The sequence below is a fragment of the Priestia megaterium genome (assembly GCF_041941685.1).
Lineage (GTDB): Bacteria > Bacillota > Bacilli > Bacillales > Bacillaceae_H > Priestia > Priestia megaterium_C.
In genome coordinates this window covers 592864-617735 of the sequence record NZ_CP130958.1, presented here as the reverse complement: position 1 = coordinate 617735, position 24872 = coordinate 592864, and the positions used below count along the sequence as shown (strand labels likewise).

The 24872-nt window shown below is 41.0% G+C and carries 13 protein-coding genes, 19 tRNA genes and 3 rRNA genes; 3 read left to right on the top strand and 32 right to left on the bottom strand.

Annotated features, from left to right (window positions below; all coding sequences use genetic code 11):
* Positions 1 to 94: 94 nt before the first annotated feature.
* Positions 95 to 2074, bottom strand: a complete 1980-nt coding sequence (locus tag Q5794_RS03390) for a S9 family peptidase (protein WP_374988678.1) — start codon at positions 2072 to 2074, stop codon at positions 95 to 97.
* Positions 2075 to 2250: 176 nt separating this feature from the next.
* Here Q5794_RS03390 and Q5794_RS03385 point away from each other — a divergent pair, with 176 nt between their 5' ends.
* Positions 2251 to 2487 carry an IDEAL domain-containing protein gene (locus Q5794_RS03385; RefSeq protein ID WP_057239588.1) on the top strand — a complete coding sequence of 79 codons (237 nt, stop codon included), beginning with the start codon at positions 2251 to 2253 and terminating at the stop codon, positions 2485 to 2487.
* 196 nt (positions 2488 to 2683) lie between these two features.
* On the opposite strand, the gene aceA is transcribed toward Q5794_RS03385, so the two are convergent.
* The 28 genes from aceA to Q5794_RS03245 all read right to left on the bottom strand — a co-directional run bounded on the left by aceA (position 2684) and on the right by Q5794_RS03245 (position 17169).
* Positions 2684 to 3967 carry an isocitrate lyase gene (gene aceA / locus Q5794_RS03380; protein ID WP_192996541.1) on the bottom strand — a complete coding sequence of 428 codons (1284 nt, stop codon included), beginning with the start codon at positions 3965 to 3967 and terminating at the stop codon, positions 2684 to 2686.
* Positions 3968 to 4359: 392 nt separating this feature from the next.
* The gene (locus Q5794_RS03375; RefSeq protein WP_214984667.1) at positions 4360 to 5619 is read right to left on the bottom strand and encodes a M48 family metallopeptidase; all 1260 of its coding nucleotides are present in this window, start codon (positions 5617 to 5619) and stop codon (positions 4360 to 4362) included.
* Positions 5620 to 5828: 209 nt separating this feature from the next.
* Positions 5829 to 5900, bottom strand: a tRNA-Glu gene (locus tag Q5794_RS03370).
* 4 nt (positions 5901 to 5904) lie between these two features.
* Positions 5905 to 5979, bottom strand: a tRNA-Asn gene (locus tag Q5794_RS03365).
* Between the two features lie 3 nt (positions 5980 to 5982).
* Positions 5983 to 6059 (bottom strand) — tRNA-Ile (locus tag Q5794_RS03360).
* A 6-nt stretch (positions 6060 to 6065) separates the two neighbouring features.
* A tRNA-Gly gene (locus Q5794_RS03355) sits at positions 6066 to 6139 on the bottom strand.
* 11 nt (positions 6140 to 6150) lie between these two features.
* A tRNA-His gene (locus Q5794_RS03350) sits at positions 6151 to 6226 on the bottom strand.
* A gap of 10 nt (positions 6227 to 6236) precedes the next feature.
* Positions 6237 to 6312, bottom strand: a tRNA-Phe gene (locus Q5794_RS03345).
* Between the two features lie 15 nt (positions 6313 to 6327).
* Positions 6328 to 6403, bottom strand: a tRNA-Asp gene (locus tag Q5794_RS03340).
* A gap of 4 nt (positions 6404 to 6407) precedes the next feature.
* Positions 6408 to 6484 (bottom strand) — tRNA-Met (locus Q5794_RS03335).
* A gap of 25 nt (positions 6485 to 6509) precedes the next feature.
* A tRNA-Ser gene (locus tag Q5794_RS03330) sits at positions 6510 to 6602 on the bottom strand.
* Positions 6603 to 6629: 27 nt separating this feature from the next.
* Positions 6630 to 6706, bottom strand: a tRNA-Met gene (locus Q5794_RS03325).
* A 30-nt stretch (positions 6707 to 6736) separates the two neighbouring features.
* Positions 6737 to 6812 (bottom strand) — tRNA-Ala (locus Q5794_RS03320).
* Positions 6813 to 6817: 5 nt separating this feature from the next.
* Positions 6818 to 6894 (bottom strand) — tRNA-Pro (locus tag Q5794_RS03315).
* A gap of 4 nt (positions 6895 to 6898) precedes the next feature.
* Positions 6899 to 6975 (bottom strand) — tRNA-Arg (locus Q5794_RS03310).
* 6 nt (positions 6976 to 6981) lie between these two features.
* A tRNA-Gly gene (locus Q5794_RS03305) sits at positions 6982 to 7056 on the bottom strand.
* A gap of 9 nt (positions 7057 to 7065) precedes the next feature.
* Positions 7066 to 7138 (bottom strand) — tRNA-Lys (locus tag Q5794_RS03300).
* 4 nt (positions 7139 to 7142) lie between these two features.
* Positions 7143 to 7217 (bottom strand) — tRNA-Gln (locus tag Q5794_RS03295).
* A gap of 7 nt (positions 7218 to 7224) precedes the next feature.
* A tRNA-Tyr gene (locus Q5794_RS03290) sits at positions 7225 to 7308 on the bottom strand.
* An 8-nt stretch (positions 7309 to 7316) separates the two neighbouring features.
* A tRNA-Thr gene (locus Q5794_RS03285) sits at positions 7317 to 7392 on the bottom strand.
* 4 nt (positions 7393 to 7396) lie between these two features.
* Positions 7397 to 7472 (bottom strand) — tRNA-Val (locus Q5794_RS03280).
* A gap of 104 nt (positions 7473 to 7576) precedes the next feature.
* Positions 7577 to 7692, bottom strand: a 5S ribosomal RNA gene (rrf, locus tag Q5794_RS03275).
* A 63-nt stretch (positions 7693 to 7755) separates the two neighbouring features.
* Positions 7756 to 10691 (bottom strand): 23S ribosomal RNA (locus Q5794_RS03270).
* Positions 10692 to 10949: 258 nt separating this feature from the next.
* Positions 10950 to 12501: ribosomal RNA gene (locus Q5794_RS03265) — 16S ribosomal RNA — on the bottom strand.
* Together the 16S, 23S and 5S rRNA genes with 19 tRNA genes alongside form the textbook arrangement of a ribosomal RNA operon.
* Positions 12502 to 12918: 417 nt before the next feature.
* Complete coding sequence (locus Q5794_RS03260; protein WP_043981729.1) at positions 12919 to 13695, bottom strand: enoyl-CoA hydratase-related protein; 777 nt, start codon at positions 13693 to 13695, stop codon at positions 12919 to 12921.
* 35 nt (positions 13696 to 13730) lie between these two features.
* Positions 13731 to 15263 carry a fatty acid--CoA ligase family protein gene (locus Q5794_RS03255; protein WP_192997960.1) on the bottom strand — a complete coding sequence of 511 codons (1533 nt, stop codon included), beginning with the start codon at positions 15261 to 15263 and terminating at the stop codon, positions 13731 to 13733.
* 169 nt (positions 15264 to 15432) lie between these two features.
* Entirely contained in the window at positions 15433 to 16422 is a 990-nt protein-coding gene (locus tag Q5794_RS03250) for a lipoate--protein ligase (RefSeq protein ID WP_214989058.1), read from the bottom strand.
* 15 nt (positions 16423 to 16437) lie between these two features.
* The gene (locus tag Q5794_RS03245) at positions 16438 to 17169 is read right to left on the bottom strand and encodes an MBL fold metallo-hydrolase (protein WP_374988677.1); all 732 of its coding nucleotides are present in this window, start codon (positions 17167 to 17169) and stop codon (positions 16438 to 16440) included.
* A gap of 228 nt (positions 17170 to 17397) precedes the next feature.
* On the opposite strand from Q5794_RS03245, the gene yhfH reads away from it, so the two are divergent.
* Positions 17398 to 17529: a protein YhfH gene (gene yhfH / locus Q5794_RS03240; protein ID WP_013055337.1), complete on the top strand. Its 132-nt coding sequence runs from the start codon at positions 17398 to 17400 to the stop codon at positions 17527 to 17529.
* A gap of 38 nt (positions 17530 to 17567) precedes the next feature.
* On the opposite strand, the gene Q5794_RS03235 is transcribed toward yhfH, so the two are convergent.
* The 3 genes from Q5794_RS03235 to Q5794_RS03225 form a co-directional block, all read right to left on the bottom strand.
* Complete coding sequence (locus Q5794_RS03235) at positions 17568 to 19151, bottom strand: response regulator (protein ID WP_214989056.1); 1584 nt, start codon at positions 19149 to 19151, stop codon at positions 17568 to 17570.
* On the bottom strand, positions 19129 to 20949 hold the full coding sequence (locus Q5794_RS03230) for a sensor histidine kinase (protein ID WP_214989055.1): 1821 nt from the start codon (positions 20947 to 20949) through the stop codon (positions 19129 to 19131). The genes Q5794_RS03235 and Q5794_RS03230 overlap by 23 nt, the downstream gene beginning before the upstream one ends.
* A gap of 150 nt (positions 20950 to 21099) precedes the next feature.
* The gene (locus Q5794_RS03225; protein WP_214989054.1) at positions 21100 to 22389 is read right to left on the bottom strand and encodes an ABC transporter substrate-binding protein; all 1290 of its coding nucleotides are present in this window, start codon (positions 22387 to 22389) and stop codon (positions 21100 to 21102) included.
* A gap of 280 nt (positions 22390 to 22669) precedes the next feature.
* On the opposite strand from Q5794_RS03225, the gene Q5794_RS03220 reads away from it, so the two are divergent.
* Positions 22670 to 24841, top strand: a complete 2172-nt coding sequence (locus tag Q5794_RS03220; RefSeq protein ID WP_214989053.1) for a penicillin-binding protein 2 — start codon at positions 22670 to 22672, stop codon at positions 24839 to 24841.
* The last annotated feature ends 31 nt before the right edge of the window (positions 24842 to 24872 follow it).

The window sequence follows — 24872 nt, the reverse complement described above, 5'->3', positions numbered from 1 at the left end:
AAAGTTTTACAGCGCTTTACCTTTCCTGTCCTTTTACGTTTGCTATACAGCCTTTATTTACACACACATATTTGGCTGAACAGCCATGCACTTTTTACTGAGACTGTTTTAAATAACGTTTAAACCAGCTTGTTAAATATTTTAGTCTCGCCGTTCGTAAATTAGGCTTACCGCTTCTAGAAAGTTCATGATTAGACTGAGGAAAACGAATAAATTCTACTTCTTTATCTTTTCTTTTCAGTGCTACATAAAGCTGTTCAGCTTGTTCAATTGGACATCTATAATCCTGTTCGCTATGCAAGATTAACAGCGGTGTTTTAACGTTCTCCGCTAAACGAAGCGGCGAGTGGTTCCAAAGTTTTTCCGGATTTTCATAAATATCAGCTTTTAATTCCCATTCGGTAAAATAATAGCCAATATCACTAACGCCGTAAAAACTTGTCCAATTTGAAATAGACCGTTGCGTCACCGCTGCTTTAAACCGATTTGTACTTCCTACAATCCAGTTTGTCATAAACCCTCCGTAGCTTCCTCCTGTTACGCCAAGCTTATCTTCATTAATATAAGAGTAGCGCTTAACTGCTTCGTCGGTTACTGCCATCAAGTCCGTATAATCCATGCCTCCGTAATCCCCTCGAACCGCATCTGTAAATGCTTGACCATATCCTCTGCCGCCTCTTGGATTAGAAAAGAGGATATTGAACCCTTTTGATGCAAGTACTTGGAATTCAAGCATAAATGTATGACCATACATAAGATGCGGACCTCCATGGATTTCTAAAATGGTTGGAGATACATCATTGGCAGCAGCAGCTTTTACTACCCAACTGTGGATATGTATACCGTCCGTAGAAGTGGCGTAAAAAGATTCTGCTTCTGTGAGCTGCACATGCTTTAAAAATGAGTCATTAACGTTTGTCAGCTTCACTAATTCCTCTGTTTTTAAATTTAGAGAATAAAGATCTCCGGGATGTGTAAATGTACTGATTGCCACGATAGCTTCCTCACAATTGGGAAGAACAGATACTCCATATACGTGAGCATTATCCATAAGTACAGGGTCTAACTTTCCATTCATATTTCCTTTATATATGCCTACAGAACCCTTTTCACTTACGACAAAATAAAATTCTTCATTACTGCCCCACATAATTCTCGCTGCGGTTCTGCCAAAGTGAAAATCTCCTGCTACCATATCTCCTACTTCTAAGTCTATGCCAGCAGTGATACAAGCTGTTTTTTGATTAGAGATCTGATAAATGTATATGTCATTCATTGAAGCTGATCCGTATGTACGTTCATTTCCAATGTATGCTATGTATGACCCATCCGGTGACCACGAAACTTGATGAAAATATCCTGTTTCTCCTGTAATAGATGTTACTTTTTTAGTATCACGATGCAAAATAAACACGTCCATAGTTAACGATAAATCCGGATTCTCTCCTCGGCTGCTGCAAAATACAATTGAGTTTGCATCAGGGGCCCAGCATCCTACAGAGTGATGATAAGGTCCACCCGTTACAAACGTCACTTCTTTATTTTTAAGTTTAACGACAGCAACGTGAGTATATTCACCTTTTAAATAACCGCTAACATCGGATTTATACAATAAACGTTCCACTTCATATGGCTGGGGATGTTCATGATTTTGTTCAACTCTTACAGTTTTTTCTTCTACTTTTGTGGAAAACATAATTTCGTCACTATAAGGAGACCACACCGGATTACTAACGCCTTTTTCAAGATCTGTGAGTGCTTCTGCTTCCCCGCCTGTCGCTGCTAATAAGTGGAGCTGAACGGCTTGACTGCGATCGGATAAAAAAGCAATCCACTTGCCGTCAGGGGACCAGGCGGGAGAATGATTATTTCCTTTATAATACGTTAATTGCTTTGTTTTTTTCGTTTCAAGATCTAACATAAACAGCTGCGTTTCATACGCGTTCTCTATTTTCTTCGTTTCTCGGACCGTATAAACTACACTTTTTCCATCTGGAGAAATCTGAGGATTATAAACAGACTTCAATTCATACAAATCCTCTATCGTTACCGTACGCTTTTTTAAATGATTCAATTTCTTCGCCCCCAAGCATTCATTTTTAAATCAAATAGTCAATCGATAAAAACGAAAGTAGCGTTTCCCTCTTACTTTATCATTTCTAAAAATAAAAATCTAAAAATTTAGAAAATTGGTTGTTTTTTCTTCTTTTAATCTATATAATAATAAAAAGGGTGCAGAGGTGATGAGGTATGAACAATGAAAAATCGTACACGGAAATGATGAAGTCCCTCGCTCGCAAGAAAAAAGTAATTGATACTGTGAGTATGTTGGATGTTTATATCGAAATGGTAATTGATGAATCGCTTTTTAAGCGTCAAAAAGAACTGTTAGAAACAAACATTAACACGGCATTAGATCTACGTGATGAAATTGCTTTTTATGAGCTATCAGCACAGTACCAATCCCTACTTCAAACATCTACTTAATATTTTAAGACCTTAATTCATGTTAATGATTTATATGTACGTTTAACAGGCAGATACTTTCTTCTCAGGAAGAACAGCTGTCTGTTAAATCGTGTTTACTACATAAAAAAAGATTCTTACATCTGTAAGAATCTTTTTTTGTTAGGATTTTTCCTATGAGTGGAAGTAACCAACCGTTCCACTCATAGATTTTTTGTTATTTATGTGCCTGAAACTGCTCTTCTTCCGTTGAACCTTTTAAAGCTGTTGTAGAGGAAGTTCCACCAGAAACTACTTGCGCCACTTCATCAAAATAACCCGTTCCTACTTCACGCTGATGTCTAGTAGCAGTATATCCATTTATTTCACTAGCAAACTCTCTTTCTTGTAACTCTGAATAAGCTGCCATTCCTCTTGTTTTATATCCTCGTGCCAGCTCAAACATGCTGTGATTTAAAGCGTGGAAGCCAGCAAGCGTGACGAATTGGAATTTGTAGCCCATTTTTGCGATTTCTCTTTGGAATTTTTCAATCGTTTTCTTATCTAATTTTTTCTTCCAGTTGAAAGATGGTGAACAGTTATAAGCAAGCATTTTACCTGGGAATTTTTCATGAATAGCATCTGCAAATTTTTGTGCTTGTTCCAAGTTTGGTTCAGACGTCTCACACCATACTAGATCAGCATATGGCGCATATGCTAAGCCACGAGCAATAGCTTGATCGATTCCGGCTCTCGTGCGATAAAAACCTTCAGCGGTGCGTTCACCTGTAATAAACTGGCGATCTACAGGATCAACATCACTTGTAATTAAATCAGCAGCATCAGCATCGGTACGAGCAATCAGAAGTGTCGGAACACCCATTACATCAGCAGCTAAACGAGCAGCAATCAAATTTTTCACAGCGGTTTGAGTTGGAAGCAATACCTTGCCGCCGAGATGACCACACTTTTTCTCAGAGGATAATTGATCTTCAAAGTGTACGGCAGATGCTCCCGACTCAATCATTCCTTTCATGAGTTCAAATACGTTTAACTGTCCTCCAAACCCTGCTTCTGCATCTGCTACAATTGGAGCAAAGTAATCGATATCCCCTTCTTCTTCTAAATGCTGAATTTGATCGGCACGCTGCAGCGCTTGATTGATTCGTTTCACAACATGCGGCACGCTGTTTGCCGGGTATAAACTTTGATCAGGATACATGTTTCCTGAAAGATTTGCATCTGCAGCTACTTGCCATCCGCTTAAGTAAATTGCTTTTAACCCTGCTTTTACCTGTTGTACTGCTTGATTCCCTGTTAAAGCTCCTAAGGCATGAACGTATGGCTCTGTTTTTAATAAGTTCCAGAACTTTTCGGCTCCTCTTCTAGCAAGCGTATGTTCAATATCAATGGACCCTCTTAGCCCAATGACTTTTTCTGCAGAATATGGACGTTCAATTCCTTTCCAACGCTCATCGCTTTTCCAATTCTCTTCAAGGTTTTTTACACGAATGTCTTTCATTCTTTATACCCCCTAATGAATTTAAAATTCTATATTCATAAAAATATAAAACGCAGCAGTTAGAATATGTCTGTTTCATGATGAAGTAAATTAGCAGTTTGCCATGATATTAGCAAGAACGTAGATGAAATAAGTAAGTAGTTGAAAGACATGTAGTAAGACTTAGCTGAGGTGAATGTACGCTGAGAATTTAGACTGCTATCTTTTCAATCACAAATAACTATTCCTCCCTGTTGTTATAAAACAGTTTTTATTTCACATACGTTATTATATAACAGTACTTTCGAAAATGAAACCTCCTTTTAGAATTTTTTTCCTACTCGCAAGGAGGCTTTTCTATTAATACCTACGTATAAAAGGCTTCATATATCCTTTACTTTTTCTTATATCACTTATTCATTTCTTTCATACTTCTCAACAAATGAAATTCTTTCCAGTATTGTTGGGTGACCATATCGGAAAATCTTCACTAAATACGGCGGATTTACCTGAGACAGTCCTGATTTCGTTAAGTCCTGAAACGTTTTAATAGCAGCTTGCTTATCTCCTGTTAGGTCCATAGCGTACGTGTCAGATTGAAGTTCATGATGACGCGACTGCATATTTGTTAACGGACTCACAGCAAATGTAAGAACAGAAAAAATAAGTAGAATAAGCGGTAAAGAATTTAAATCACTAAGAGAAGTAATTTTTAATGCTTTTCCCCATCTCTTAATCACAAAGCGAGCTAAGTGCTTCGTTAGCCATAAGCCTACGATCGATAAAACTAATGCTGAAGCAATCCCCACATAAATATGTTTCTTTACATAATGACCCATTTCATGCGCCATGATAAACAAAATTTCACGTTCTGTTAATTTATTAAGAGTAGTATCCCATAACACAATTCTTGAATTAGAACCTATTCCCGTCACATATGCATTGAGAGAGTTCGTTTTTTCAGACATGTTTACTTCATATACATGCTTAGCAGGTATATGAGCTTCGTCTGCTAAATGTAAAATTTTCGTCTCCAGCTCTTTATTCTTTAATGGATAAAAATCGTTATATAACGGATCGATAACCACTGGTTGAATAAACGTCAAAAATAGCGTAAATGGAATAGATAACAGCCACGCATACAGCCACCATCTTTTTGAAAACTTACGAATGAATGCATACAACACAGCAATCACTAAAAACATGGTGGCATAGTTCACCCAAAAATCTGTAAAAAGATCCTTCATCCATCCTTGGAAAGGTTGTGTCGTAATATGGTAAGCCTTTGAAAGCTTATAGCTAATCCAGTCCATAGGAAAAGAATAGATCAGCAGCAGAACAGATAACCAAAATACATAAATAGCAGTTTGGAGAAGACTGAAACGGCTGACATCTTTAGACCACTTATTAACTTTCTTAGACACACCTAACACTAAAATTAAAATAAACCCTAGCCATTCATATGGAATTCGGATAAAAAAGAGTGCATCTCTAATTTTTGAATATTTTTCGGTCAACATAAGTTCTCGGGCATTCATAAACGTAGCCGGGTCTACGCTGGTGCCTTTTAATGATTGTGGAATAGAGGTATCGCTTATATAGAATAAATACACCCAAATACACGCTCCATACACAAGAAAAACTCCGATGGACCACCAAACAATTTTTTTCACGCATTCCCCTCCTTTTGTACAAACAGTATGCCGTTATTACTATTGTAGGTTTTTTTTCGAAATTTAGAACAAGCGTTTATAGATCTGCTATAAGAAATGCAATTTGGGGAGAGGAAATCATAGAAAAACGAAAAATAGAGTTTAGACAAAAGAATAAACTCTGTTTACAAACAAAAAAAGCAGTTTGCATATGCAAACTGCTTTTAAGATGACCCGTACGGGATTCGAACCCGTGTTACCGCCGTGAAAGGGCGGTGTCTTAACCGCTTGACCAACGGGCCAGTATGGCTCCACAGGTAGGACTCGAACCTACGACCGATCGGTTAACAGCCGATAGCTCTACCACTGAGCTACTGTGGAATATGGTGGGCCTAAGTGGACTCGAACCACCGACCTCACGCTTATCAGGCGTGCGCTCTAACCAGCTGAGCTATAGGCCCTTCATTTGGAGCGGGTGATGAGAATCGAACTCACGACATCAGCTTGGAAGGCTGAGGTTTTACCACTAAACTACACCCGCGTTACTTAAGATGGGGCGACTGATGGGAATCGAACCCACGAATGCCGGAACCACAATCCGGTGCGTTAACCACTTCGCCACAATCGCCGTCTTAAAATGGTGGCTCGGGACGGAATCGAACCGCCGACACAAGGATTTTCAGTCCTTTGCTCTACCAACTGAGCTACCGAGCCTTATTAAATTTAAAATGGCGGTCCCGACGGGAATCGAACCCGCGATCTCCTGCGTGACAGGCAGGCATGTTAACCGCTACACCACGGGACCACTTTGGTTGCGGGGACAGGATTTGAACCTGCGACCTTCGGGTTATGAGCCCGACGAGCTACCGAACTGCTCCACCCCGCGATGATATGAATATGATATAAATAAATGGCGGAGGAAGAGGGATTCGAACCCCCGCGGGCTTTAACACCCCTGTCGGTTTTCAAGACCGATCCCTTCAGCCGGACTTGGGTATTCCTCCGTATATTTATAACAAATGTAAATTATATGGTAGCGGCGGAGGGAGTCGAACCCACGACCTCACGGGTATGAACCGTACGCTCTAGCCAGCTGAGCTACACCGCCATATTATTCGTTACAATTATTCAGTTTAATTGGTGGAGCCTAGCGGGATCGAACCGCTGACCTCCTGCGTGCAAGGCAGGCGCTCTCCCAGCTGAGCTAAGGCCCCATAAATGGTCGGGAAGACAGGATTCGAACCTGCGACCCCTTGGTCCCAAACCAAGTGCTCTACCAAGCTGAGCTACTTCCCGTTTATGGCGCGCCCGAGAGGAGTCGAACCCCTAACCTTTTGATCCGTAGTCAAACGCTCTATCCAATTGAGCTACGGGCGCTTTATATGGAGCGGAAGACGAGGTTCGAACTCGCGACCCCCACCTTGGCAAGGTGGTGTTCTACCACTGAACTACTTCCGCTTATTAAAATGAGCCATGAAGGACTCGAACCTTCGACCCTCTGATTAAAAGTCAGATGCTCTACCAACTGAGCTAATGGCTCTCTATGGCTGGGCTAGCTGGATTCGAACCAACGCATGACGGAATCAAAATCCGTTGCCTTACCGCTTGGCGATAGCCCAATAAAAATGGTGGAGGGGGGCAGATTCGAACTGCCGAACCCGAAGGAGCGGATTTACAGTCCGCCGCGTTTAGCCACTTCGCTACCCCTCCGATATAAATGGTGCCGGCAAGAGGACTTGAACCCCCAACCTACTGATTACAAGTCAGTTGCTCTACCAGTTGAGCTACACCGGCACGGTGGTGGAGGATGACGGGATCGAACCGCCGACCCCCTGCTTGTAAGGCAGGTGCTCTCCCAGCTGAGCTAATCCTCCATGTATCATACACAATATTCATTGTATATAAGATTTTTATAAATGAGCCAAATAAAAAACCCCTAGACTCTTTTATAAGAGCATAAAAAGGGGTCTTATTCATTGCCTGGCAACGTCCTACTCTCACAGGGACAAAGTCCCAACTACCATTGGCGCTAAAGAGCTTAACTTCCGTGTTCGGTATGGGAACGGGTGTGACCTCTTCGCTATCGCCACCAGACAAGAGATTGCTCTCTCAAAACTAGATAACAGTTCGCTGAGTAAAGCTTACGCTTTTAAAAGTTTGGTTAAGTCCTCGATCGATTAGTATCAGTCAGCTACACATGTCGCCACGCTTCCACCTCTGACCTATCAACCTGATCATCTTTCAGGGATCTTACTAGCTTGCGCTATGGGAAATCTCATCTTGAGGGGGGCTTCATGCTTAGATGCTTTCAGCACTTATCCCGTCCACACATAGCTACCCAGCGATGCCTTTGGCAAGACAACTGGTACACCAGCGGTGTGTCCATCCCGGTCCTCTCGTACTAAGGACAGCTCCTCTCAAATTTCCTACGCCCACGACGGATAGGGACCGAACTGTCTCACGACGTTCTGAACCCAGCTCGCGTACCGCTTTAATGGGCGAACAGCCCAACCCTTGGGACCGACTACAGCCCCAGGATGCGATGAGCCGACATCGAGGTGCCAAACCTCCCCGTCGATGTGGACTCTTGGGGGAGATAAGCCTGTTATCCCCGGGGTAGCTTTTATCCGTTGAGCGATGGCCCTTCCATGCGGAACCACCGGATCACTAAGCCCGACTTTCGTCCCTGCTCGACTTGTAGGTCTCGCAGTCAAGCTCCCTTGTGCCTTTACACTCTACGAATGATTTCCAACCATTCTGAGGGAACCTTTGGGCGCCTCCGTTACATTTTAGGAGGCGACCGCCCCAGTCAAACTGCCCACCTGACACTGTCTCCCGGCCCGATTAGGGCCGCGGGTTAGAATTTCAATACAGCCAGGGTAGTATCCCACCGACGCCTCCACCGAAGCTAGCGCTCCGGCTTCTCAGGCTCCTACCTATCCTGTACAAGCTGTACCAAAATTCAATATCAGGCTACAGTAAAGCTCCACGGGGTCTTTCCGTCCTGTCGCGGGTAACCTGCATCTTCACAGGTACTATAATTTCACCGAGTCTCTCGTTGAGACAGTGCCCAGATCGTTACGCCTTTCGTGCGGGTCGGAACTTACCCGACAAGGAATTTCGCTACCTTAGGACCGTTATAGTTACGGCCGCCGTTTACTGGGGCTTCGATTCAGAGCTTCTCCCAAAGGATAACCCCTCCTCTTAACCTTCCAGCACCGGGCAGGCGTCAGCCCCTATACTTCGCCTTGCGGCTTCGCAGAGACCTGTGTTTTTGCTAAACAGTCGCCTGGGCCTATTCACTGCGGCTCTCTCGGGCTATACACCCTACCAGAGCACCCCTTCTCCCGAAGTTACGGGGTCATTTTGCCGAGTTCCTTAACGAGAGTTCTCTCGATCACCTTAGGATTCTCTCCTCGCCTACCTGTGTCGGTTTGCGGTACGGGCACCTCCCGCCTCGCTAGAGGCTTTTCTTGGCAGTGTGGAATCAGGAACTTCGGTACTATAATTCCCTCGTCATCACAGCTCAGCCTTTATGATGAGCGGATTTGCCTACTCATCAGCCTAACTGCTTGAACGCGCATATCCAGCAGCGCGCTTACCCTATCCTACTGCGTCCCCCCATTACTCAAACGGCGGGGAGGTGGTACAGGAATATCAACCTGTTGGCCATCGCCTACGCTTTTCAGCCTCGGCTTAGGTCCCGACTAACCCTGAGCGGACGAGCCTTCCTCAGGAAACCTTAGGCATTCGGTGGACAAGATTCTCACTTGTCTTTCGCTACTCATACCGGCATTCTCACTTCTAAGCGCTCCACCAGTCCTTACGGTCTGACTTCGCTGCACTTAGAACGCTCTCCTACCACTGACATCTAAGATGTCAATCCACAGCTTCGGTGATACGTTTAGCCCCGGTACATTTTCGGCGCAGAGTCACTCGACCAGTGAGCTATTACGCACTCTTTAAATGGTGGCTGCTTCTAAGCCAACATCCTGGTTGTCTAAGCAACTCCACATCCTTTTCCACTTAACGTATACTTGGGGACCTTAGCTGGTGGTCTGGGCTGTTTCCCTTTTGACTACGGATCTTATCACTCGCAGTCTGACTCCCATGGATAAGTCTTTGGCATTCGGAGTTTGACTGAATTCGGTAACCCGTTGGGGGCCCCTAGTCCAATCAGTGCTCTACCTCCAAGACTCTTACAACATGAGGCTAGCCCTAAAGCTATTTCGGAGAGAACCAGCTATCTCCAGGTTCGATTGGAATTTCTCCGCTACCCACACCTCATCCCCGCACTTTTCAACGTGCGTGGGTTCGGGCCTCCATTCAGTGTTACCTGAACTTCACCCTGGACATGGGTAGATCACCTGGTTTCGGGTCTACAACCACATACTAAACGCCCTATTCAGACTCGCTTTCGCTGCGGCTCCGCCTTATCAGCTTAACCTTGCATGGGATCGTAACTCGCCGGTTCATTCTACAAAAGGCACGCCATCACCCGTTAACGGGCTCTGACTACTTGTAGGCACACGGTTTCAGGATCTCTTTCACTCCCCTTCCGGGGTGCTTTTCACCTTTCCCTCACGGTACTGGTTCACTATCGGTCACTAGGTAGTATTTAGCCTTGGGAGATGGTCCTCCCAGCTTCCGACGGAATTTCACGTGTTCCGCCGTACTCAGGATCCACTCAAGAGGGAACGAAGTTTCAACTACAGGGTTGTTACCTTCTTCGACGGACCTTTCCAGGTCGCTTCATTTACTTCGTTCCTTTGTAACTCCGTATAGAGTGTCCTACAACCCCAAGAGGCAAGCCTCTTGGTTTGGGCTAATTCCGTTTCGCTCGCCGCTACTCAGGAAATCGCATTTGCTTTCTCTTCCTCCGGGTACTTAGATGTTTCAGTTCCCCGGGTCTGCCTTCAATATCCTATGTATTCAGATAAAGATACTGCTCCATTACGAACAGTGGGTTTCCCCATTCGGAAATCTCCGGATCAAAGCTCACTTACAGCTCCCCGAAGCATATCGGTGTTAGTCCCGTCCTTCATCGGCTCCTAGTGCCAAGGCATTCACCGTGCGCCCTTTCTAACTTAACCATTAGCGAATAAATGGTACAACATAATGTTGTGTTATTTATTGGTTTGATTAAAGAAAAGTTTCACTTTTCCTCAGCAATTACTGTTATCTAGTTTTCAAAGAACAAAACAACTGACTTCAATCACATCATGATAAACATCACTGTGATATCTACGTGCAGTTTTGCGCCGAGTAATCGCAGGCGCAATTATTAATGAGAGATTGAACTCTCAAAACTGAACAAAGTGTCAAATCGTACGTCATGTAAAAATCCTTAGAAAGGAGGTGATCCAGCCGCACCTTCCGATACGGCTACCTTGTTACGACTTCACCCCAATCATCTGTCCCACCTTAGGCGGCTAGCTCCTTACGGTTACTCCACCGACTTCGGGTGTTACAAACTCTCGTGGTGTGACGGGCGGTGTGTACAAGGCCCGGGAACGTATTCACCGCGGCATGCTGATCCGCGATTACTAGCGATTCCAGCTTCATGTAGGCGAGTTGCAGCCTACAATCCGAACTGAGAATGGTTTTATGGGATTGGCTTGACCTCGCGGTCTTGCAGCCCTTTGTACCATCCATTGTAGCACGTGTGTAGCCCAGGTCATAAGGGGCATGATGATTTGACGTCATCCCCACCTTCCTCCGGTTTGTCACCGGCAGTCACCTTAGAGTGCCCAACTAAATGCTGGCAACTAAGATCAAGGGTTGCGCTCGTTGCGGGACTTAACCCAACATCTCACGACACGAGCTGACGACAACCATGCACCACCTGTCACTCTGTCCCCCGAAGGGGAACGCTCTATCTCTAGAGTTGTCAGAGGATGTCAAGACCTGGTAAGGTTCTTCGCGTTGCTTCGAATTAAACCACATGCTCCACCGCTTGTGCGGGCCCCCGTCAATTCCTTTGAGTTTCAGTCTTGCGACCGTACTCCCCAGGCGGAGTGCTTAATGCGTTAGCTGCAGCACTAAAGGGCGGAAACCCTCTAACACTTAGCACTCATCGTTTACGGCGTGGACTACCAGGGTATCTAATCCTGTTTGCTCCCCACGCTTTCGCGCCTCAGCGTCAGTTACAGACCAAAAAGCCGCCTTCGCCACTGGTGTTCCTCCACATCTCTACGCATTTCACCGCTACACGTGGAATTCCGCTTTTCTCTTCTGCACTCAAGTTCCCCAGTTTCCAATGACCCTCCACGGTTGAGCCGTGGGCTTTCACATCAGACTTAAGAAACCGCCTGCGCGCGCTTTACGCCCAATAATTCCGGATAACGCTTGCCACCTACGTATTACCGCGGCTGCTGGCACGTAGTTAGCCGTGGCTTTCTGGTTAGGTACCGTCAAGGTACGAGCAGTTACTCTCGTACTTGTTCTTCCCTAACAACAGAGTTTTACGACCCGAAAGCCTTCATCACTCACGCGGCGTTGCTCCGTCAGACTTTCGTCCATTGCGGAAGATTCCCTACTGCTGCCTCCCGTAGGAGTCTGGGCCGTGTCTCAGTCCCAGTGTGGCCGATCACCCTCTCAGGTCGGCTATGCATCGTTGCCTTGGTGAGCCGTTACCTCACCAACTAGCTAATGCACCGCGGGCCCATCTGTAAGTGATAGCCGAAACCATCTTTCAATCATCTCCCATGAAGGAGAAGATCCTATCCGGTATTAGCTTCGGTTTCCCGAAGTTATCCCAGTCTTACAGGCAGGTTGCCCACGTGTTACTCACCCGTCCGCCGCTAACGTCATAGAAGCAAGCTTCTAATCAGTTCGCTCGACTTGCATGTATTAGGCACGCCGCCAGCGTTCATCCTGAGCCAGGATCAAACTCTCCGAAGAAATGTTTGACTTGCTCATTTAAAAAATAAAAATTAACGTTGACGTTTGTCGCTTTGTTCAGTTTTCAAAGTTCAACCGCCGCTCTTAAGCGACTTTATTATCTTATCAAGTTATCAACGTAATGTCAACAACTTTTTAAAATTATTTTTTTAACTTCGTTGTTAACGGTATGTCTCAACGACGCTTTATAATAATAAAATATATTTTAACTAAAGTCAACGGTTTTTAAAGAAAAAATTAAAAACTATTATTTATAGATTTGAACAATGATTACTGCACCGTATTATAGTAAATATTATAGGCAAAAGCCAGCTGTAACTTTGCCTTCTTTGTTTCTGCGCTTTTACATATTCTTTTTTATTATTCTTATAGAATAGAAGAAACTAAAAAAAGAGCTGTCCATTAGACAGCCCTTTCTTATTTCCCTTTAAAACTAGGTCTTCTCTTCTCAGCAAATGCTTGAAGCGCCTCTAGACGATCTTCTGTCGGAATCGTTAACTCATATGCTTTTCGTTCAATTTGCAAACCAGTCTGCAAATCGGCCTTCATTCCTTCTTTGATAGCAAATTTTGCTTGCTGAAGTGCAATTGGCCCATTTTTCAATAAAAGAGAGATAAAAATATCTATTGTTTCTTCTATTTCGTATCCAGGAGCCACCTTCGTTACTAGACCACATTCTTTCGCTTCTGATGCCGAGAGACGCTGAGCTGTTAAAATTAGTTCCATTGCTTTTGCTTCCCCAACTAACCGAGGGAGACGCTGTGTTCCTCCTGCGCCTGGTATAATCGCTAAGCTTGTTTCCGTTAAACCCATAAGCGCTTCGGTTGAAGCAATCCGGAAATCACATGCTAAAGCCAGCTCCATTCCTCCTCCAAATGCATATCCATTGATGATTGCTATCGTTGGCTGCGGAAGCTGCTCTATCTTCGAAAACACTTCTCCTATTTTGTAAATATTGCGCTTTACCTCTTGATCAGAGAGGGTTTTACGTTCTTTTAAATCGGCCCCTACACTAAAAGACTTTTCACCTGCCCCTTTAAACGTCACAACTCGAATATCTTTTTGAATACGAATTCCTTCAATTACTTCTTCCAATTCTTTAAGCATATCGTAATTAAAAGCATTCATCGCTTCCGGACGGTTCAGTATCACATGGGCGACGTGTCCCTTCATTTCATAAGAAATAGATGACATCCTTTTACCACCTCCAAATTGGAATCGCTTTCATTTCATCGTTCCTGAGATACTTGTTGCTTCAGTGCACGCCGTAAAATTTTTCCCGTTGTATTTTTAGGAAGTTCTTTTAAAAATTCAATTTCACTTGGCACTTTATATTTAGCAAGGTGCTCTTTGCAGTAGGCAATAAGCTTCTCTTCCGTTATTTCTTGATTATTGCAAACCACGTAACACTTAACACATTCACCTAAGGAAGGATCAGGGACTCCGATAACAGCCACTTCTACAATATCTGGATGCGCATATAACACTTCTTCTACTTCGCGAGGATAAACATTATATCCTCCTACAATAATTAAATCTTTTTTACGGTCAACGATATAAAAATAACCTTCCTTATCCATTCTTGCTAAGTCACCTGTATACAGCCAACCATCTCGGAGAGCATATTCCGTGTCTTCAGGAAGCTTGTAATACCCTTTCATCACGTTAGGGCCTTTGACGATAAGTTCGCCAACTTGTCCTACTTCTACTTCTTCTCCTAGTTCGTTTACCACTTTATTTTCAACATTCATAATAGAGGTGCCTATAGAACCGGCTTTTCTCTCTCGGTCAATCGGATTGAAACACGTCACAGGAGAAGCCTCAGATAATCCATACCCTTCTGCTACCATTACCCCAAACTTACCTTCAAAATTGGTTAGAAGTGCCACCGGCATTGATGCCCCGCCTGATATACAAAGCCTTACCGTGTGAAAGTGCTCTTTTTTTCCTTTGTCATGCTGAAGTAAGAAATTATACATTGTGGGAACGCCTGCAAAAATAGTCGCTTGTCGATTTTGAATTAATTCAAATATAGAAGATGGACTGAATTTTGGTTCAATTAATATCGTTCCTCCATTCATTAAAGGCGCATTCAATGAAACAGTTAGACAAAATACGTGAAACATCGGCAAAGCAGCTACGACTCGGTCATTCCCATTTATACTTAAATAATCTGCTACGTCTTGAGCATTTGAATAAATATTCTTATGTGTAAGCATAGCTCCTTTTGGTTTTCCAGTCGTTCCTGACGTATACAGAATGATGGCCACATCTTCTTCTTTTAACTCCAGAAAATCATATGTAGCTTCCCCTCTGTTTACAACTTGCGAAAACGTGTGAAAATAAGAAGGTATATTTCCGACTGTATCTGTCGTTTCACATAAGATAACATGTTCCAAAAATGGAGTGTGTCCAATGATTTTCTTTAAAATAGGGAGAAGTAAATCAACCGCAATAACTGCTTTTACATCTCCATCCTGAAGCATGTAGCTAATTTCATCCGCTGTGTAAATAGGATTAATGGGTATAACAGTAGCTCCTACTCGAAGAGCACCGTACAATCCAATAACAAAATGAGGCGAGTTGCCGACAATCAAAGCGATATGATCTCCTTTTTTTACACCTAATTGCTTCAGACCATTAGCAAACTTAGATACCGATGCATCAAGATTTGCATAAGATGTTTCCTGGTCCATAAAAACATATGCCGATTTTTGTGGAAATTGCTCAGCTGTTTTATGAAGCTGTGCTGACAAATTCATCTCATAACTTCCTCCTTTTAATAACGAATGAATGAACACCCATTCATTATTAAGTCATAATAATGTAAAAATTCTTACTTCTTCTATTCTATTATAATGTTACTGCTGTTCTATTGACAAGACTCATCTGTTTAAAAAGAAAAAAAGCCTGATGTAGCAGACTTTTTTCTTAATAGATTAATTCAACAAACTCTTCTTTTGTAATATTACCAAAATAATGTGGAATATCGATGTCTTCTAAGGCTTGTTCAATAGAAGCTTTTTCATAACGAACACCTGTTAATTTTTCCTGTACTTCCTGGACATCCCCCACTCCAAAGAAATCTCCGTAAATGGTGCAAGCATCGATTTTTCCTTTATTCACTTCTAAACGAACGTCAATTTGTCCCACAGGAAAGCGGTGAGAGTGCTGTAAGTTAAATTTAGGTGATTTTCCATAGTTCCAATCCCATGACTGATAGCGCTCTTTAGAAATTTGATGAATCGTTTCCCAATCTTTTTCCGTTAGTTTATATTCTGTTATATTTTCTTCTCCGTCAAAGATATACCGAAGCAGCATTTCTCTAAATTCTTCCACCGTTACTTTCTGTTCTAAAAATTCGCTGATATTTGCTACTCTATTTCGAATAGACTTAATGCCTTTGGATTCAATTTTATCTTTTTTTACTTTTAGCGCTGATACGACGTTTTCAATCTCTGAATCAAAAAGAAGAGTTCCATGGCTGAACATTCTCCCTTTCGTTGAAAACTGAGCATTTCCAGAAATTTTCCGTCCTTCGGCCATTAAATCATTTCGTCCGCTTAGCTCAGCATTAACTCCTAATTTCTTTAACGCTTCCACGACAGGCTCGGTAAACTTTTTAAAATTATGAAAGCTATTTCCATCGTCTTTCGTAATAAAGCTGAAGTTTAAATTTCCTTTATCATGATAAACGGCACCGCCTCCAGACAGACGTCTCACTACATGAATTTGCTGATTTTCAACATATTTTGTATTAATCTCCTCAATGGTGTTCTGGTTTTTCCCAATAATAATAGAAGGTTCATTAATATAAAACAGCAGATATGTCTCATTGATGTCTAGATGCTTGAGCGCATACTCTTCAATTGCTAAGTTAATTCGGGGATCATAATTTTTTTGATTATCAATAAATAACATTCATTTTCCTCCTTGTTATTCCCATACATATCCTGATTCAGCTAACGTAAGCGTACCTCTATAATGAGCAGCGGCTTCCTCTACTAGCTGTTGATGTTCTCCATAGTGCGGAAGGTGAGTAAGCATGAGGTGTTTGACACTTGCTTTTGAAGCAAGTGTACCGGCTTCTGTACTTGTCATGTGTCCAGCGCCTCTTCCATCTTGATTGGCATAAAAATTACATTCACAAATAAGAAGATCTACTTCTTCTGAGAAGGAAACAAACTCTTCTAAATAACTAGAGTCCGCTGTGTACACGACAGTTTGATTGCCGGCGCTTATTCTCATGGCATAACAAACGACTGGATGTTTCGTTTTCATAAATTCAATGGTAAAAGGCCCAACTTCAAGTTTTTGACTCGGATCATACTCTACCCCTTTAGTAATTCCTTTATGAGTAAGTTTGTTGAAGCTTTCCTGATCATATGTATGTCCATAAATAGAAAGTTCCTTAGCAGCGTTTCCTAGATGAGTCTGAATGAGGCGAGCATATTGAAATACTCCGACATCAGCCACATGATCATGATGATAATGAGATAAAATCATAGCATCTATTTCTTCTGGCTTTGCATATTTTTGCAGCTGAGCCAATGCACCGCTTCCACAATCAACGAGCAGCTGAAATCCATCGTGCTCCACTAAATAGCTAGAAGTAGCTTCTGAAACCGCAGGATATCCTCCCCAAAAACCAATAACAGTTACTTTCATTTCAATCACCCTTTCGTACTATTTTTATTACGTTCAGTATACCCTACTTTTTTTTGAAAACTAACTGAAAGGCACTCGTTTCGGCCATTTTATCGAAATAACTCATTGTTATATAACAAATAACCACTTAGAATAGCAAAATAGGCTAAATTGTTATAAAACATAATTGACATTTTACCATCTGTTATAATACAATGTTAGTAACAAAAACAACGGAGGGGATTTAAAATGCTAGAAAAAATGACTGAATTTTTCAAAAGATTACCCAATAAAAAGTGCGTAGAATGCGGAAACGACATCGAGGAACAGCATGAATGCTACGGAAACAAATGTGATCACTGTCTAGATATCATGAAATAAAAAAAACTGAAACTGTTATAAAACAGTTTCAGCTTTTTTTATACGGTCAAACTGCGATACTCGTTTGGCGTAATGCCTTCTACTTTTTTAAACACTTTTCGAAAGTATTTATCATCATGATATCCAATCATATTCGCAATTTCATAGATTTTTAGTTCTTCATTTAGTAAAAGTGATTTGGCTTTATTCATTCTGACTTTCACCATATAATCTGAAATGTTTTCTTGAAATTCTTGCTTAAACTTTCTCGAAATGTATTCACGGCTTAGATAGAAACGTTCCGATATTTCTTGAAGCTTCACATCTCGATGAAAATTTTGCTGCAAATATTGTTCGATTTCATAAATAACGTCGCGATTGTTTTGCTTGCTATACCTTTTTACTACTTTTAAAAAGCGCTTTACTTCACGCTTCTTTCTCTCTACATACTTTGCTAGCTGAAACTGCCCATCTTGGTTATAGAAAAAAGAAAGAACATATTCAGGACCGTTATTTATCGTATAAGGAATGTGATATCTTTTTAACCAATGTTGGCTTAACAGCTGATATTCCTGCTCAAAATGCAGAATTTGCTTTAATGAGAGATAATTTTGCGCTTCAAAAGCTGTGATAATTTCGTTGAATACCGGCAAAAAGGCTTCAAACTTCCCGACTTGCAGCGCTTCTTCAATTTTACTGTTATAGTCCATCATATTTATTAATAAAGCACTTGCTAAAACGTCTTCCTCGCCGTAGACCTTCACTTTATTTTGATCAAGAACATTGCTTAATAAAAGCGAATTTTTCGCATCTTCATAGGATTTCATTAGCTGATCAATAGAAGAGACTTTGCACCCTCTTGCAATCCGACAGCTCACGTCTAACGTACGGCGAATTGCTGTATGTAAAGTCGTCAGCAAAGAGGTTATACGTTCAAAATCATTCCAAAATATAATGATAATTTCCCACTTATTTGATAAATAACGGAAGGCTACCCCATTTTCTTCTGCCATCAGCATTTCATTGATTACATTTAAAATTGAAAAATAGGCTAAATCCCGGTCACCGCCAAAAGAACGAATAATGGATTCATCTACACGTACAATCCCCACTTCATATTCTCTAGTCAGATGGAAACCAAACTCTTCATAGATTGATTGATTTAGCAAATAATTGTTCATTAACTGCGTAAGTTTTCGATCTCGATAAATCGGCTTCATTTCATTGATTAAACGGTATCTGCTATTATGGACTTTTCTAGACTCTTCTTCTTTCTTCCATTGAGTTACAGCTCGTATAAGCGTATCGTTTAAAATCGAAGGATCCACTGGCTTTAGAATATAATCCGTACTTCCAAAATGAATAGCTTTACGCATATAGTGGTAGTCATCATACCCTGTTACCACAATTGTTTTGCTAGAAGGTGAATTCTCTTTAATCCACTCCAACAAAGCAATTCCATCGATATTAGGCATCTTCATATCAGTAAAAATGATTTCCGGTCCGTGATCCTCGATAAGCGCAATCGCTTGCTCACCGCTATCAGCTTCTATCACATCTGTAATTTCATGCTCTTCCCACTGTCCAAGCAGCTTTATTCCTTCTCTTACATGCTCTTCATCATCCACGATTAATACTTTCATCACTATCCCTCTTTTCTTCAATTGTTGTTAGCTTTATGACAACGGTAAAATCGTGATTTTCTTGACTGCTAATTTGCATTGAAGCATGATCTCCATAGTAGATGCGAAGTCGTTCATAAATGTTTTGCAATCCAATATGCTCATCTGTTTGATTATACGATTGCTGAAGTCTCGTTTTTAATTGATTCAACTCTTGTTGCCCTATCCCTTTTCCGTTATCAGAAACAGTTAGAATCAGTTCTTCGCCGTTCAAATCCGCTGAAATAAACAGCTTTCCGCTCCCTGTGCGGGTTTCGAATCCATGCTTAAAAGAATTCTCAACAAGAGGCTGCAAAATCATTTTCGGTATTCGCATAAGCTCTGCCTCTTTTTCAATATTTAACTCATACTCAAACTTTGAACCAAACCGCTGCTTTTGCAGACTTAAAAAAGCTTTTACGTGATCGACTTCTTGCTTTAAGCTAACGATATCCTCTTTCATATTCATGCTGTAACGCATAATGTGCGAAAGTGAGGTTAATAAAGAATATACTTCAACTGCTTTATGCTTAAGAGCAAGAGTTCCAATCGATTGAAATGCGTTGTATAAAAAATGCGGATTAATTTGTGACTGCAGCACTTTTAGCTGCGTTGATTTATTTTCTAATTCCAATCGAAATTTACGTTCAATCAAGTCATTAATTGTTTCTACCATAGAGGTAAAATGCCTTCCTAAAACACCAAATTCATCGTTTCCAAGCGATTTAAACCGCACCTCAAATGATCCTTTTTCCACTTCTTTCATATTGCGAATCAATACGTTAATCGGCTGTGTAAAACGTACTGATATAAAAAGCGTAGCGATAACGAGCATACACAGAAATGGCAGGCCAATTAATACATTCATAAGTGCTGTCTTTCTTGCATCCTCATATAAAACACTGTAAGGAATTCGTTTCACAATGTACAAGTCCTCAAAGGGCTGTTTAAGCTTTTCATACATTAATACGCCTGAGAAGCTTTTATCTTCCCATTCCATGCTATGGTCTTTTTGAGAAGTGAGCGCCTTCACCCACGCGTAATTTTCATTATTTCCAATAACCTTTGAATCAGAGGAATACAAAACCTTCCCTTTATTGTTCATTAAATAAAAATCTTCTGACTCTTCATTATATAGACGCTGCGATATAGATTGAATTTGTGTCATATTAATGTCTAAAGATAGATAAGCTAACAACTTGTCTGATGGAATCTCATCAATCCGCTGATGAAAGCTAATAACTTGATTCGGCAGTGAATCAATTAACGTTGATAAATTATTGTAGCTATAAATTTCATGGGTAGGCTCAATCACAAGAAATTTATGATTTTTATTTAAATAAGAATAGTAAGGCTGAGTGTAAATATCATCGTACTTCCCTCTGCTGCTCACTTTCGAATTATAAGCTGTATATGAGTCATGCCCGTTTTCAATGTAAAGATGGATTTGTTCAATCTCTGGACGAGTATTATATAAATAAAGAAGAGTTCGTGATATCTCCAGTTGATTGGCTCCTAAGTCACTTGATACACCTTCATCTAACACTTTGATAAATGGGTGGTAGCCGTACAGCCTTTTTGTAATATTAGCAATTTCATTTAAGTAATCGCTCAAATCATTGCTTCCGTTTTTAATAACTTGATAGTTGGTAGAAATAAATCGGTTCTTAACCGTTTCTTTTGTGTATTGATACGTAAAAATCGTCGAAATTAAAAATGGAATAACCGTTGCGAATAAGAAAAACAAAATTAATTTCTTGCGTATGCTCCAGCCTTTCACAAATAACCTCCTTTGACTAATGTCATACATTATGACTATTATTATACATTAAAAGCGCTTTCAATTAACTATTATTTTTTCATAGCTATGAATCTAACCAGCTATTTTTTCACACCAAAAAAGTCCGCGTTTTCCACGCGGACTTCTTGTTTATTTTTTCATTTTTGCCCAAATTGTATCTAATTTCTTCATAAACTCTTCTTCCGTCATTTGCTTGCCTGCGTAAGACTGCATTGCTGCGCCGACTTCTTGAACCGTTCCTTCCGGATACTTAAACCAGTTCCAAGATAATGTTTTACCTTCTTCAGAGTATTTTAAGATATCATCAGATAAAGAATCGATTCCTTTTCCATCGATGTTTTTGAACGCTGGAATGAACTTGAACTTTTCAACTAAGAATTTTTGACCCTCTTTAGAAGAAACCATCCAATTTAAGAATTCCTTCGCTGCTTTTTTATCTGCATCTGGCGCATTTTTGTTCACTACCCAGTTATTTGGAACTCCGATTGCTAGTTTATCATTTTTCTTTGTATCGTTGCTGATTGGCATTGGAATAAAGCCCATTTTCATATCCGGATTAATTTTCGTAATCATATTTACCGTCCAGTTACCTTGTTGCATCATTGCTGTTTCACCAGAAGCAAATTGAGTAACTTGTGTATTGTAGTCTGTCGTTAGTGGATTTTTATTTCCATACTTTAACGTTAAATCGAACAGATTCATAAATTGCTTAAACGTTTCATTGCCTTCAAATTTTGCTTTCCCTTCGTTTAGACCTTTAATAAACGCATCTGGATCGTCTTGCTGTGCCATTGGAATATTAAATAAATGGTTACCTAGCACCCACCACTCGCCGTATCCATTAGAAAATGGCGTAATGCCTTTTGCTTTAAGCTTTTTAGAAGCTGCTTCTAATTCTGACAGCGTTTTAGGTAATTCTTTAATGCCTGCTTTTTCAAATAAATCTTTATTATAAATAAAACCATAACCTTCTAAGTTTAGCGGCTGACCATAAATTTTCCCGTCCATTGTCATCGGTTCTTTGGCGATATCATACAGATTATCTACCCACGGCTGATCAGATAAATCTTCTAATTTATCCTTCCACGTTTGCGCTTCTTGGAACCCTCCATTGTTAAAGATATCAGGTTCATTTCCAGAGGCAAACTGTGCTTTTAATGCTGCACCATAGTCCGCGCCTCCGCCGACTGTTTGGATGTTAAACTTTACGTTTGGATGTTCTTTTGTATATTCATCCGTTAATTCTTTCAGCTGATCTGCAATTTCCACTTTGAACTGGAACATATCAATAACAACTTGATCACCTGAGCCTGTTGATTTACTTGCTTTTGAATCCGTACCTGAGTTTGAACATGCTGTCGCAAATAAAAGTGATGTTGCTAACACGCCAGACATTATTGAAAGCCTTTTCATTTTCATTCGTTTTGCCCCCCTTGATATCTATCTCTCTTTATTTTACCGATTCTAGGACATTTGAACAGGTAACAATATTGAACAACCGAGTGGAAAATATTGAACACCCCCTTCAGCACCCTTCGACAGGTCTCTCTTCTTTCGCAAAAATCCCTATAAATTTTTTGCCTGTTTTATTCCACCTAATAACATTTATAGACAAAATTATGTTAATATGTAGAGTGATAGATTCATAAGAAAATTTATGAATTTTTTTAACTTGTATAAACAAAGTGAAGGGGTTTACATGAAAACTAAAAAGCGCAAAAAAACACATGTCTCATTTCGAATTAACTGGCTGTTTATTGTGGTTTTCCTGCTTTTTTCTGCACTCATTTTACGATTAGGCTTCGTACAGATTGTGTACGGAGAGAACTATAAACGAGAAGTTGAAAAAACAGAAGATGAAACGGTAGATTCACCGGTTCCTCGCGGAAAGATGCTAGACCGCTATGACCGCGTTATCGTGGATAATAAACCGTTGAACGCTGTCACGTACACGCGTTTGAAAGGCGTCACTCAAGAAGACAAGCTAAAAGTAGCTAAAAAGCTTGCCACTCTTATTGATGTTCCTGTTACAACAGACGTGTTTGGCAAATCGGATAAAAAGAAAGATAAAAATACGATTAAGCTAACAGAACGCGACTTAAAAGATTATTGGATTGCAACTCATCCAAAAGCAGCTGCGAAAAAAATTACCGCAGCGGATAAGCAAAAAGTAAAAGAAGGTCAACTTTCTGAAGATGATTTGTATCCTCTTCAGCTAAAGCGCATCACAAAAAATGAACTTTTATCGGTGAAAGATGACCTTGAAGTGATTGCTATTAAAAGTAAGATGGAAGGCGGCTACGCGTTAACTGCTCAAATTATTAAAAGCGGATTAACCGATAAAGAGCTTGCCGTCATTAGTGAGCAGCTGGGTGAATTACCAGGCGTTGATACGACAACTTACTGGGACCGTATGTATACATACGACGACTTACTTAGTACCCTGCTTGGTAAAATCACATCAGCTGATGAAGGATTGCCGAGCGAAAACTTACAGTACTACTTGTCCCACGGCTACAGCCGTAACGACCGAGTAGGAAAAAGTTATTTAGAAAAGCAGTATGAAGACGTTCTTCGCGGTCAAAAAGCTCGCGTGCAAAACGTAACGGACCGCTCTGGCAACTTAGTTAGTCAGGAGACCGTTACTGAAGGTCAGCGCGGCAGTGACTTAATTTTAACGATTGATATGGAACTTCAAAAGCAAGTTGAGGATATTTTAACAAAAGCTGTGACATCCGGTGCTGCTGGTTCACGATTAATGGATCGCGCGTTTGCTATTATGATGGACCCTCACACGGGAGACATTTTAGCGATGGGCGGAAAACAGCTTGTTACTGATAAGCAAACCGGAGCACGTAAAGTACAAGACTTTGCTCTTGGTAACATGACCACTTCTTATGAAGTAGGTTCCGCGGTTAAAGGAGCGACCGTTCTAGCAGGACTTGATTCAGGAGCTATTCAGCCTGGTACGGTTTTTTACGATGCGCCGCTGAAGTTTGCTGGCGGAACAATTAAAAAGTCGTCTCACCCAATTGGAGCAACTGGGATCCAAAATGCTTTGGAACAATCGTCAAACGTGTTTATGTACCGTACGGTTATGAGCATGGCTGGTGAAACGTACCGCCCTGGTGGTAAACTGAACATTCCACCGTCTATCTTTAATAAGCTGCGCTCATACTATAGCCAGTTTGGTCTTGGAATTTCAACGGGCATCGAATTAGAAAACGAATCAACGGGTATTCGCAATACCGTAACAAACGAACCAGGTAAAGCACTGGATTTTGGTATTGGACAGTATGATACGTACACACCGCTTCAGCTTGTTCAGTATATCTCAACGATTGCTAACGGTGGATATCGTATGAAGCCGCACTTAGTAAAAGAAATCCGCGAACCTGAGCTTGATAGCGAACTAAAAGGAAGTATTCAAAGTTCTGTTGAACCAGAAGTGTTAAACCGTATTACGATGGGCCAATCAGAAATTAACCTTGTCAAACAAGGATTTCGCCAAGTAGTTACAGGGTCACATGGTACAGGACGTTTACTTAATACAGGAAAATACCGTCAGTATAATATTGCTGGTAAGTCTGGTACCGCGGAAACCTTTAATAAAGGCGTAAGCGTTCGTAACTCTACATTCGTTTCATACGCACCTTATGATAATCCGGAAGTAGCAGTAGCGGTTGTTATTCCTTCTGCTTATGTAGCCGGTACATCTAACACGTTAAGTAAAACTGTTACCGGTGACGTGATAAAAGCTTACTTCGATCTTAAAAAAGAAGGCGAAAAAGAAGTAGAGCAAAAAGAAGAAGATGCAAAAACAGGAAATACAGAATTAAACGGTGTAAAAAAAGATGATAATGAACAATAAAAAAGGTCTCGTCATGAGACCCTTTTTGTTT